The organism is Dactylosporangium sp. CA-092794 (assembly GCF_050948465.1).
Classification (GTDB): domain Bacteria; phylum Actinomycetota; class Actinomycetes; order Mycobacteriales; family Micromonosporaceae; genus Dactylosporangium.
On sequence record NZ_CP192044.1, the window covers coordinates 5,219,055 to 5,230,955 of the forward strand.

At 72.6% G+C, this 11,901-nt stretch carries 10 protein-coding genes; 8 read left to right on the plus strand and 2 right to left on the minus strand.

Features of this window, described 5'->3' with window-relative positions:
* Positions 1-31: 31 nt before the first annotated feature.
* From ACQPXD_RS22540 to ACQPXD_RS22565, 6 genes are read left to right on the plus strand one after another with little or no spacing between them, the layout of a single operon-like run.
* Positions 32-2,794, plus strand: coding sequence for an ABC transporter permease subunit (locus tag ACQPXD_RS22540; protein WP_432841581.1), 2,763 nt, complete (start codon positions 32-34; stop codon positions 2,792-2,794).
* Position 2,795: 1 nt separating this feature from the next.
* Positions 2,796-3,512, plus strand: a complete 717-nt coding sequence (locus ACQPXD_RS22545) for an ABC transporter ATP-binding protein (protein ID WP_432841583.1) — start codon at positions 2,796-2,798, stop codon at positions 3,510-3,512.
* Between the two features lie 8 nt (positions 3,513-3,520).
* Positions 3,521-4,354 (plus strand): SDR family NAD(P)-dependent oxidoreductase, encoded by an 834-nt coding sequence (locus tag ACQPXD_RS22550; protein WP_432841585.1) that lies wholly within the window; start codon positions 3,521-3,523, stop codon positions 4,352-4,354.
* 21 nt (positions 4,355-4,375) lie between these two features.
* A complete protein-coding gene (locus ACQPXD_RS22555; RefSeq protein ID WP_432841587.1) occupies positions 4,376-5,629 on the plus strand; it encodes an amidohydrolase family protein in 1,254 nt (417 codons plus the stop codon).
* Positions 5,630-5,636: 7 nt separating this feature from the next.
* A complete protein-coding gene (locus tag ACQPXD_RS22560) occupies positions 5,637-6,344 on the plus strand; it encodes a hypothetical protein (RefSeq protein ID WP_432841589.1) in 708 nt (235 codons plus the stop codon).
* Entirely contained in the window at positions 6,341-7,729 is a 1,389-nt protein-coding gene (locus tag ACQPXD_RS22565) for an MFS transporter (protein ID WP_432841591.1), read from the plus strand. The genes ACQPXD_RS22560 and ACQPXD_RS22565 overlap by 4 nt, the downstream gene beginning before the upstream one ends.
* Positions 7,730-7,741: 12 nt before the next feature.
* Here ACQPXD_RS22565 and ACQPXD_RS22570 read toward each other — a convergent pair whose 3' ends face one another.
* Both ACQPXD_RS22570 and ACQPXD_RS22575 read right to left on the minus strand, forming a co-directional pair.
* A complete protein-coding gene (locus ACQPXD_RS22570; protein ID WP_432841593.1) occupies positions 7,742-8,056 on the minus strand; it encodes a hypothetical protein in 315 nt (104 codons plus the stop codon).
* Positions 8,056-9,585: a class I adenylate-forming enzyme family protein gene (locus ACQPXD_RS22575; RefSeq protein WP_432841595.1), complete on the minus strand. Its 1,530-nt coding sequence runs from the start codon at positions 9,583-9,585 to the stop codon at positions 8,056-8,058. Before ACQPXD_RS22575 ends, ACQPXD_RS22570 begins: the two co-directional genes overlap by 1 nt.
* A 96-nt stretch (positions 9,586-9,681) precedes the next feature.
* On the opposite strand from ACQPXD_RS22575, the gene ACQPXD_RS22580 reads away from it, so the two are divergent.
* Together ACQPXD_RS22580 and ACQPXD_RS22585 are read left to right on the plus strand one after the other, a co-directional pair.
* Positions 9,682-10,836 carry an acyl-CoA dehydrogenase family protein gene (locus ACQPXD_RS22580; protein ID WP_432841597.1) on the plus strand — a complete coding sequence of 385 codons (1,155 nt, stop codon included), beginning with the start codon at positions 9,682-9,684 and terminating at the stop codon, positions 10,834-10,836.
* The gene (locus tag ACQPXD_RS22585; RefSeq protein WP_432841599.1) at positions 10,833-11,864 is read left to right on the plus strand and encodes an acyl-CoA dehydrogenase family protein; all 1,032 of its coding nucleotides are present in this window, start codon (positions 10,833-10,835) and stop codon (positions 11,862-11,864) included. The genes ACQPXD_RS22580 and ACQPXD_RS22585 overlap by 4 nt, the downstream gene beginning before the upstream one ends.
* Positions 11,865-11,901: the final 37 nt, after the last annotated feature.

An 11,901-nucleotide genomic window follows, 5' to 3' on the forward strand; every position in this document is an offset into this window, starting at 1 on the left:
GCAGGACAACCAGGAGAGCTAAGGGAAATCGATGACCGATCTGGTGAGATTCATGCTCTTCGGCCTCGGCGATGCGGCCGTGTACGCGCTGCTCGCCTCCGGAGCCGTGGTGATCTACCGCGGCTCCGGGGTGGTCAACTTCGCTCAGGGCAGCTTCGCGCTGGTCGGCGGTTACACATACTACGAACTGCGCGATCTGCCGCCCTGGATCTCGGTGCCCGCGGCGATCGTCGTCTGCGCGCTCGGCGGGTTGCTCGTCGAGTACGCCGTGATGTGGCCGATGCGACGCTCCTCGCCGTTGGCCCGGGTCATCGCGACCCTGGGCATCGTCGCGGTCCTGTCGCAGGCGGCGCAGGTCATCTACGGCGACACGCTCCGGCTGGTGGAGTCCGTTCTGCCGACCGACAGTTTCCAGCTGACCGGGTCGATCGTGCTCTCCCAGGAGCGGTTGTGGATGTTCGTCATCGCGGTCGTCCTGATCGGCCTGCTCTGGGTGGTGTACCGGCGCACCCGGTTCGGCCTGGCGACCTCGGCCGCCGGGGAGAACCAGGACGCGCTGGCCGGGCAGGGCTGGTCGCCGCGGGCGGTCGCCGGAGCCAACTGGGCGATCGGCTGCGGGCTGGCGGGGTTGGCGGGCGTGCTGTTCGTTCCGTCCGGTGGTCTGGACCAGAACGTGCTCACGCTCGCCATCGTCCCGACGCTCTCGGCGGCGCTGGTGGGCGGCTTCGCCTCGTTCCCGCTGACCCTGGTCGGCGCGATGATCATCGGAGTCCTGCAGTCGGAGACGACCCGGTGGATCTCCACCCCGGGGTGGAACGTCGCGGTGCCGTTCCTGGTCATCGTCTTCATGCTCGTCATCCGCGGCAAGGCGATCCCGATCCGCAGCTTCCTGGCCGACCGCCTACCCGCCGTCGGCAGCGGACGGGTCCGCCCGCTCTGGCTGATCGTGGCCGTCGGCGGCAGCATCGGGGTGCTGTTCGCCGGGCCGAGCGGATGGGCGGACGCGGTCACCCTCACCGCGATCATCTCCGTGCTGTGCCTGTCCGTGGTCCTGCTGACCGGCTACGCCGGCCAGATCAGTCTCGCGCAGTACGCGCTGGCCGGCATCGGCGCGCTGATCTCCAGCCGGTTCGCCGACGCGCTCGGCGTGCCGTTCGTCCTCGCGCTGCTGCTGGCCGTCGCGCTCAGCGTGCCGATCGGCATGATCGTCGCGCTGCCCGCGCTGCGGGCCCGCGGGGTCAACCTGGCGGTGGCGACCCTCGGTGTCTCCGCCGTACTCGAAAGCGTCGTGCTCGCGAACGTGGACTACACCGGCGGCCCGCTCGGCACCAACGTCGATCCGCCGACGCTGTTCGGCTTGGACATCAACGCGGTGGAGTACCCGCACCGCTACGCGATCGTCTGCATCGTGCTCGCCACGGCGGTGGCACTGGTGGTCAGCAACATCCGGCGGGGCCGCGCCGGCCGGCAGTTGCTGGCCGTGCGCGACAACGAACGGGCGGCGGCCAGTGTCGGGGTCGCCGCCACGACGGCGAAGGTGTACGCGTTCGGCGTCGCCGCGGCGATGGCGGCGCTGGGCGGGGTGCTGCTGGCATTCCGCAACCAACACGTCGACTTCAGCGGGTACAACGCGATCACATCGATCAACATCGTCGTGCTCACGGTGATCGGTGGCGTCGGCTACGTGTTCGGCGGCGTGACCGGCGGCATCCTGATCACCGCCGGCGCCGTCGAGTGGCTGATCCGGCGCGGCGTGGACCTCAGCAGTGAGTGGCAGCTGTTCCTCGGCCTGTTCCTGCTGGTGCAGATCATCCACGCGGCCAACGGCATCGCGCACGTCCAGGTGGAGCTCATCGCGAAGCTGCGCGCGTGGCTGGAGCCGCGGCTGCCCTGGCGGGCGGCCCCCGGCCCGGCGACCGGGAGCGACGCCGGCGGGGGTGCGGCGGCCACCCGCACCGCGGTCTCCGTCACCCCGCAGACGCTGGAGCTGCGGGGCGTGACCGTGTACTTCGGCGGCAACCGCGCGCTGAACGACCTCACCCTGGTCGTCAATCCCGGCGAGGTGGTCGGGCTGATCGGCCCCAACGGCGCGGGAAAGACCACCTTGATCGACGTCGCCACCGGTTTCGTCCGGCCGTCGGCGGGCGAGGTCCTGCTCGGCGGCCGCCCGCTGCGCAAGCTGTCGCCCAGCGGCCGGGCGCGGGCCGGGCTGACCCGGTCCTGGCAGTCGCTCGAACTGTTCAGCGTCATGTCGGTCGAGGAGAACCTGCGCACGGCGGCGGAGGAGTGCCACACGCGGCATTACCTGCGCGACATGATCTGGCCCCGGCGGGAGCCGCTGCCGCCGGTCGCCCAGGCATGCATCGCGCAGTTCGACCTCGCCGACGTGCTGGACCGGTCGCCGGAGCAGCTGCCCTACGCCATCCGGCGCCTGGTGGGCATCGCCCGCGCGGCGTCGCTGGGACCGTCGGTGCTGCTGCTGGACGAACCGGCCGCCGGCCTCGACGACACCAGCACGGCCCGCCTGTCCGTCCTCGTCCGCCAGCTCGCGAAGGAGTGGGGAATGGGAATCCTGCTCATCGAGCACGACGTCTCGATGGTCATGAACACCTGTGACCGCGTCATGGCGCTCGCCTTCGGCGCCGAAATCACCACCGGCACACCGAACGCGGTGCGCAGCCACCCCGAGGTGATCTCGTCCTACCTCGGCGCGAGCGCCGGCGGCGGTACCGCGCCGCGGGTCCAGACCGGTGCCGGCCGGTCGCTGCCCTCCACCGTGGTCGAGGGGTCCTGACATGGCCGGCGACAGTGCGGTGCTGGAAGCCCGGGGCGTCTCGGTCGGCTACGGCGCGATCCCGGTGGTCCGCGAACTCGACCTGACCGTGGGCCGCGGTGAGGTGGTCGCGCTGCTCGGCGCCAACGGTGCCGGGAAGACGACCACGCTGATGGCGCTGGCCGGCCTGCTGCCGCTGAGCGCGGGCGCGGTGTACCTGCACGGGAAGCAGACCACCGACACGCTGTTCCGGCGGGTGCGGCGGGGACTGTCCTACGTACCCGAAGAGCGCGGAATCTTCCGGCAGCTCACCGTGATGGAGAACCTGCGGCTCGGCCGTGGCGATCCGGCCCGCGCCATCGAACTGATGCCGCCGCTGGGCGCACTCACGCAGCGCCGCGCCGGCCTGCTGTCCGGCGGCGAGCAGCAGATGCTCTCCCTGGCCCGGGCGCTGGCCGCCGAACCGGCGGTGCTGCTGTGCGACGAGTTGTCCCTCGGTCTGGCCCCGCTGATCGTGGAGCGGCTGCTGGAGCGGATCAGCGTCGCGGCGCAGGCGGGCCTGGGCGTGCTGCTGGTGGAGCAGCAGGTCCGATCCGCGCTGATGGTGGCCGACCGGGCCTACGTCCTGCGCCGGGGCCGGGTGGTGATGTCCGGCACCGCGTCGGAGCTGGCCGAGCGGCTGGACGAGATCGAGTCGCACTACCTGTCCGGCCTGGAAACCGCGGACGAGAGGCGCTGACCGTGCCGATGGCCGACCAGGTAGCCCTCGACCTCGTGGGCCGGCTCGACGAGGTCGTCGAGCCCGCGCGGCGGCTGCGCGGCAAGGTGGCGGTGATCACCGGCAGCGGGCACGGCATCGGCGCCGCCACCTCGGCACTGTTCGCCGCGCACGGGGCGACGGTGATCGGCCTGGACATCGACGCGGACGCCGGGGCGGCCCTCGCCGAGGCGCTGGGCAAGCGGTTCGGCCCCGGCGCCGCCGTCTTCCACGCGGTGGACGTGGGCGACGTGGCCGAGGTCGGCCGGGTGGCCGCCGCCGTCCTCGACGAACACCCCCGGATCGACGTGCTGTTCAACAACGCGGGCATACTGGGGGACTTCGACACCCCGCTCGCCGAGACGGACTTCAGCCGGTGGCGACGGATCGTCGACGTCAACCTCACCGGCGTCATCGCCTGCAGCCAGGCGTTCCTGCCGGGCCTGCGCCGGTCGGCCGCCGGATCGGTCATCCACAACGCCACCATCGACGCCCTGCTCGGCAATCCACACGCGGCCCTGTACTCGGCGTCCAAGGGCGGGATCATCCCGCTGACGCACGTGATGGCCTACGAGTTCGGCGTCTGGGGGATCCGGGTCAACTGCATCGTGGCCGGCGGGATCCCCACCGGCCTGGGGCGCGGCCAGGTCAGCTCCGAATACGAGGACGCGCTCGCGGCGGCCACGTCGCTGCGGCGCCGAGGCCGGCCGATCGAGGCGGCGACGGTGGCGCTGTTCCTGGCCACCGGCGACTCCTCGTTCGTCAACGGTACCTCCCTGCAGGTCGACGGCGGCCGGATCGGCCTGACGCCCGGAACTCTCTGAAGGGGACTTACTGCCATGACCATGAGCATCGACCGCTTCATGGAATTCAAGCGCGGCGCGACCGGCGCGAAGCGGCACACGCTGCTGCCGGACCCCGAGCGGCGCAAGCGTCGCTACACCGTCATCTCGGTCGACGACCACGTGGTCGAACCCCCCGACACGTTCGAAGGGCGAATCCCCGCGAAGTTCCTCGACCGCGCGCCCCGGGTCATCGACACCGACGACGGCGGCCAGGCGTGGCTGTACGACGGCAACATCCTGCCGAACGTCGGCTTCAACGCCACCGTGGGCCGCCCGTTCGAAGAGTCCGACTATGACCCCACCCGGTTCGAGCACATGCGGCGCGGGGCCTGGGACGTGCACGCCCGCTTGGCGGACATGGATCTCGACGGTACCTGGGCATCGCTGAACTTCCCCTCGTTCCTGGCCGGCTTCGGCGGTGCCCGGCTGCAGATGACGACCAGCGATGCCGACCTCGCCTTCGCCGTGTTCCGTGCGTACAACCAGTGGCACCTGGAAGGCTGGGCCGGCGCCGCGCCGCAGCGGTTCATCCCCTGCCAGCTGCCGTGGCTGCTGGACCCGGAGGTCGGTGCGCAGGAGGTGCGGCGCAACGCCGAACTCGGGTTCCGCGCGATCACCTTCCCCGAGGCGCCCGACCGGCTCGGCCTGCCGTCGCTGTTCACCACCCACTGGGACCCGATCATGCGGGCGTGCGCCGAGACGGGCACGGTCGTCTGCGCCCACACCGGGTCGGCGGGCTCGCTGCCGGCGACCGCGCCGGACGCGCCGATGGCGGTGACCGGCATCCTGTTCGGCACCTACGCGGTCGCGCCCACGGTGGACTTCCTGTACTCGTTCATCCCGGTGCGGTTCCCGGACATCAAGATCGTGATGTCCGAGGGCGGCATCGGCTGGGTGGTGGGGCTCAAGGACCGCCTGGAGCACTCACTCAGCCGCAGCCAGCCCGAGATGCGGCAGCGGTGGGCCGAGGCCGGCATCCGCCCGCTGGAGGCGCTGGAGCGCAACTTCTGGTTCTGCGCCCTGGACAACCCGTCGTCCTTCGTGACGGCCGACCGGATCGGGATCGACCGGATCCTGCTCGAGGTGGACTACCCGCATGCCGACTCGACCTGGCCCGACTCGCAAGCGGTCTTCGAGACGTCGCTCGCGCGGCTGGATGCCGAGGCGACGCGGCGCATCTCGTGGCAGAACGCCTCGGAGCTGTTCCGCTTCGAGGTACCCGAGGCCGTGCAGAACAATCCCGACGGGTACTGAGCGCGCCGTGCCTGCGATGCCCGACGCCCCGGGCCGGGCGGCCCTGCTCGGCTGGATGGCGGTCGGCCGGGCCGACGACGAGCGGTACAACTCGTGGTACTCCTACGAGCATGTCCCGGAACGGCTCGCCGTCCCCGGTTTCGTCCGCTGCTGCCGGTTCCGGTCGGTCGGCGGCGGCCCGCAGACGATCTACTTCACCTGGTACGAGGTGGCCGGTCTCGCGGTCCTCACCTCGCCGGCCTACCTCGAGCGGCTGGACAATCCGACGCCGCTGACCCGGGCGACCGCGCCGTGCAGCCGGCTGCTGGCGCGGGGCGCGTTCGAGGTGGCCGGCCGGTGGGGCGGCCCGGGCGTCGGCGGCGTGGTCCGGGTCCTGCCGCTGGCCGTACCGGCGGCCGAGCTGGCCGCGGCGCCGGTCGCGGCCGCCCTGGCCGAGGCCGCCGGCGGCGCGCGGGGGTATGCGGCCGGGCTGGCGGGCGCGTGCCTGCTGCGCAACGACGTGGCCGTGGCCGGCGCGCGGGCCGGCACGAGCGAGGGCCGGCTCACCGATCCCGCCGCTTCGCCGGGCGGTGACGTGCTGGTGCTCGAAGCGGACTCGACCGCCCAGCTCGACCACTGGGCGCGGCTGCTGGCCGGCCTGGGCCTGTGCGTCGCATCCACCGAGTGGTCGCGGTGGAACTACCGACTCATGTTCGCGCGCCGGCCCACCCCGTGACGGCCGGGGCCCACCGGCCGGTGGACCTGCTCGGCGCCGTGCTGGTGCTGTCGGTGACGTCGTTCTCCGTGCTGCAGGGCATCGTCGTCCCGGCGCTGCCGACGATGGCGGTCCACCTGCACTCGACGACGTCCGGGGTCACCTGGGTGTTCACCGCCTACCTGCTGTCGGCCTCGGTGGCCACGCCGGTGCTGGGCCGCGTCGGCGACCTGTACGGTATGCGCCGCACCTATCTCGGCATCCTCGCGGCGCTGGCGGCGGGCTGCCTGCTGGCGGCGCTGGCGCCGGGCCTGCCGGCGATGATCGCGGCCCGGGTGTTGCAGGGGGCCGGCGGAGGGGTGCTGCCGCTCGCCTTCGGTGTCATCCGCGCGGCGTATCCGCCCGCGCGGGTGTCCGCCCGGATCACCGTCGTGGCCGCCGTCGCCTTCGGCGGTGCGGGGCTGGGCACCGCGGTCGCCGGGCCGGTCCTCGACCACCTGGGCTACGTCTGGCTGTTTCTGGTGCCGATGACCATGACCGTCGGCTCCGCGGTGGCGGCCGCCTTCGTGCTGCCGGTGACCAGGCGCACCGGCGGAGCGGGACTGAACATCGGCGCGGTCCTGCTGATGTCGACCTGGCTGGTTGCGCTGCTGCTGGTGATCAGCGAGGGGAACGCCTGGGGGTGGTCCTCACCGTACGTGCTGGGCCTGGTCCCGGTCGGGATGGTGGCCGCCCTCGGCTGGGCGACCGCCGAGCTGAGATCCCGGGTGCCGCTGGTGGACCTCCGGATGCTGCGCCGGCGGGCGATCGTCGTGGCCAACCTCGCCGCCCTGCTGCTGGGGGCGGCCATGTTCGGCAACAACCTGGTGATCCAGGTGCTGCTCCAGTCGCCGGGCACCTCCTACGGCTTCGGCCTGACCGTCACCGTGTCCTCGCTGGTGGCGCTGCCGCAGCAGGCGCTGGTGTTCCTGGTGGGTCTCGGGTGCGGCGCGGTGGTACGCAGGATCGGCTACCGCGTCACGCTCGCCGCCGGTGGCCTCATCAACGGCCTCGGCATCACCCTGACCGTGGTCGCGCGGGACAACCTCGTGACGGTGTGCCTGTGCACGGCGCTGTGCGGCATCGGCCTGGGGCTCGCCTTCACCGCCCTCGCCCTGCTCGTCGTGGCGGTCGTACCCCCGGAGCAGACCGGCGTGGCCAGCGGGACCAACGCCAACGTGCGCAGCATCGGCGGCGCCGTCGGCACCTCCGCGACGGCCACCATCCTGAGCGCGACCGCGATCGCCGGGACGCCCGCAGAGTCGGGCGTGATGCTGTCGCTGGCCTTCTTCGCCGTCGCCGCCGCGCTGTCGGGGCTGGCTGGGCTGCTGCTGCCCCGGGTGGTCGCCCACCACGCCGCCGCGTGACGGGCGCCGGCCTCAGTCGCTGGCGGGCAGTGGCTTGGCCGTCTTGACGACCAGCACCTCGCCGTCGGCGGCGAGGGTGCCCTGGCCGGCCTTCGTGACGAGCAGTTCCAGCCCCTCGTCGGCCGCGGCGGTGTAGCGCTTGCCCAGCAGCGTCCCCGTGTCGAGGCCCGGCGCGGGCGTACCGGTGCCGCCGGGTGGTTGCGCGTCCATGGCGACGAGGTCACTGCCGCCGCAGGTCAGTCGCAGCGGCCGCCCGGGCCGCCGGACGACGATGACCTCGGTGGTGCAGACCTGGCTGCGCAGCCGCGTGCCTACCGTGTATTCCATTACCGCCCTCTCGAGAGTTGCTCCGGCGTGCCGGCAAGCCACCCGGCCACGGTCCTGGCCACCTCGCGCCGCGACAGCTTGCCGGTGTGGGTGTGCGGCAGTTCGCCGAGGAACACCACCTCGTCAGGGGTACGCGAGCCGCGCAGATGGGCGCGCACGTACTGCTTGATGGCGGTCTCCTCCACCGTGCTGCCGTCGCGGGCGACGACGGCGGCGACCAGGCGCTGCCCCCACTCGTCGTCCTCGACGCCGACAACCGCCGCGTCCAGGATGTCAGGATGACCGAGCAGGACGTCCTCGATCTCGGCCGGGGCGATGTTCTCTCCGCCCCGGATGATCGTGTCGTCCGAGCGGCCCTCGATGAACAGGTAGCCGTCGGCGTCGAACGAGGCCCGGTCCCTGGTCGGAAACCAGCCGTCGGCGTCCAGCACGGAGCCCAGGCCGGAGTACTGCCCGGAGACCTGCGCGCCGCGCACCCACAGCTCCCCGCTCCGCCCGGCCGGTAGCACCTGCCCGTTCGCGTCGCGGATCTGCATCTCGATGCCGGGCACGGCGCGGCCCACACTGGACAGCCGGGCGCGGATGCGCGGATCCTCGGCAGCGGCGGCGGCCCGATGGTCCTCGGGCCCGAGCAGGGCGATGGTCGAGCTGGTCTCGGTCAGGCCGTAGGCATTGACGAAGTCGCACGCGGGAAACGCGGCCATCGCCGCCAGCAGCACGGGCTGTGGCATGCGCGCCCCGCCGTAGGAGATCAGCCGCAGGCTCGGCACCTCCGCCGGTGCCCCGGCCAGCCGCTCGACGATGCGATGCAGCATGGTGGGAACCAGCATGGCGGTGGTGACGCGCTCCTCGCGCACCAGCGAAAGCCAGGCCGAGGGGTCGAAGTCCGGCAGGTGGACGACGCGGCGGCCGGAGTAGAGGTTGGACAGCGCCGAGCCGATGGCCGCGATGTGGTAGGGCGGCACGGTCACCAGCGCCGCCTCGTCCGCACCCGCGCCGCCGAACTCGACCGTCGCGAAGACATACGACATCAGGTTCTCGTGGCGCAGCGGCACCGCCTTGCTCGTCGCCGACGTGCCGCTGGTGAACAGCACCACGGCGGGTGCCGAGTCGTCGACCGGCGCGGCGGGACCCGCACTGCCCGCCGCGGCCCGGGCGGCGGCGACGAACTGCGCCACGCTCATCGCCGGCGCCCGACCGGCCACGATGGGCAGGTAGTCGTCGTCGGCGACGACAACGGGGCCGACCAGGTCGGCGAGCAGCTCATGGATCCGCTCGGCGCTGAGCCGGTAGTTCAGCGGTACGAACGGGATGCCGGCGTGCGCGGCGGCGAACAGCAGGTGGGGCAGGATCGGGCCGTTGCGGGCGAGCAACACGGCGGTGCCGGCCGCCCGGGCACCGAGGACCGCACCACCGCCGGCGACGAGCCCGGACAGCTCGGCGAACGTGACCGCGGCGGAGCCGCGACCGAGCGCGATCCGATCAGCGTGTCCGGCGCTCGCCATCTCGATGAGGAGACTGAGGCTCACGAGGATGCAGACTACCCGGCCGCCGCTTCGACGCCAACCGTTTGTTTGGTATACCTGTACTGTCGCAATCCCTTCCCTTGCTGGAGGTGGTCGCTGGTGTCAGGTCCACCCGGCATCCAGTTCGTACCGACCATGTTGACGCCGGCCGAGCAGCGGTTGCAGGCCGAGGTCCGGGCGTTCCTGGCCGAGGAGCTGGGCGGCCCCGGCTACCGGCCCGGGCTCGGCATGAACGGCGCCGCCGACGGGGACTTCTCCCGCAAGCTCGGGGCCCGCGGCTGGCTCGGCATGGCGCTGCCGAAGCGGTTCGGTGGTGGCGAGCGCAGCGCGGTCGACCGCTTCGTGGTCACCGCCGAGCTGCTGCGCCGGGGCGCACCGGTCGGGCACCACTGGCTGGCGGACCGGCAGAGCGGCCCGATGATCAACCGCTTCGGCACCGCGGAGCAGAAGCGCCGCTACCTGCCCGGCATCTGCGCCGGCGAACTGAGCTTCTCGATCGGCATGAGCGAGCCGGACGTGGGCAGCGACCTGGCCGCCGTGCGGACCCGGGCGGTCCGCGACGGCGACGGGTGGCTCATCAACGGCACGAAGGTGTGGACCACCGGCGCGCACCGCAGCGACTACATGGTCACCTTGTGCCGTACCTCGGACGAGCCGGACAGGCATGCGGGCCTGAGCCAGTTCATTGTCGACCTGCACCAGCCCGGCGTGGCCGTGCGCGGCATCCAACTGCTCGACGGCACGACCGACTTCAACGAGGTGGTCCTCACCGACGTGCGGGTCGGCGACGACATGCTGCTGGGCATGCCCGGCCAGGGCTGGGAGCAGAACACCGCGGAGCTGGCCTTCGAGCGCGGCGGCCCGGATCGCTTCCTGTCGACCTACCCCGTCTTCGAGGCGTTCCTGCGCGAGACGGACCCGGCCGCACTCGACCAGCGGGCGCACCGCGCGCTCGGGCGCCTCGTCGCGACCTACTGGGTGCTGTACGGCCTGACGCTGTCGGTCGCCCGGGCGGTCGACCGGGGCGAGTCGCCGGTCCACCAGGCGGCACTGGTGAAGGAGTTCGGTACCCGCTTCGAGCAGGACGTGGTCACCACGCTGCTGGACATCACCGGGATCGCCCCGGTCACCGACGCCGCCTCGGTCTTCGAGCGGATCCTGTGCGAGGCGATCCTCACCGGCCCGGTGCTCACCATCCGCGGCGGAACCATCGAGATTCTCCGCTCGGTTGCGGCGAAAGGGCTGCTGGGATGACGGACGCACTGCTCACCGAGGCGGTTGACGAGCTGTTCACCGCGACCGTCACCCCGGAGGTGATCGAGGCCGCGGAGGCGAGCGGCTGGGCCGATGGGATATGGGCGCAGGTCGCCACGATGGGCCTGCCCTGGATCTCGGTACCCGAGCAGGCCGGCGGCGAGGGCGGCACCCTGCTCGACGCGCTCGCCGTGCTCCGCCTCGCCGGGCGCCACGCGGTCCCGCTGCCGCTCGCGGAGGCCGGCGTGCTGGCCGGCTGGCTGCTGGCGGCCGCGGGGCTGCCGATCGAGCGGGTACCCACGACGGTGACGGCCGACGAGGGGCTGCGTGCCGACGGGCACCGGGTCACCGGCGTGGCCCACCGCGTGCCGTGGGGAGCCGCGGCGCAGCGGCTGGTGGTGCTGGCCGGCGGCGCCGTGTTCGTCTTCGATCCGGCCGCGTTACGCATCGAGCGGCATCGGAACCTGGCCGGCGAGCCCAGCGACACCGTCCATTTCGACCACGCCGTACCGTTGGCCGTCGCGGCCGCCGGGCCTGGCGTCGAGCGGACGGCGTTCTGGGTGCGCGCCGCTCTCACCCGGGTCGTGCTCATGGCGGGTGCCCTGCGGCGCGTGTCGGAGCTGACCACGACGTACGTCGAGCAGCGCGTGCAGTTCGGGCGCCCCATCGGCCGGTTCCAGGCGGTGCAGCAACACGTCGTGCACGTCGGCCAGCAGTCGGCGCTGCTGGACCTGGCCGCCGCCCAGGCGGGCGCGATCGTCGCGGCCGGGGCCGACCCCGCCTCCGCGCGGTTCGCGGTGCTGTGCGCGAAGGGCGTTGCCGACGAAGCGGCCACGATCGGCACCCGCGCCGCCCACCAGGCGCACGGGGCGATGGGGATGACCCGGGAGTATCCGCTGCACCACGTCACCCGGCGGCTGTGGGCCTGGACGCGGCAATCGGGTACCGGCGGGCAGACCGCGATCGAGCTGGGCACCCTGGCGGCAGGAGCCGGCGCCGACGGCCTGTGGCCCCTGCTGGCCGGATGACGCATCGCCGCTTCGGGCGTGCCTAGCCTAGCCGGCC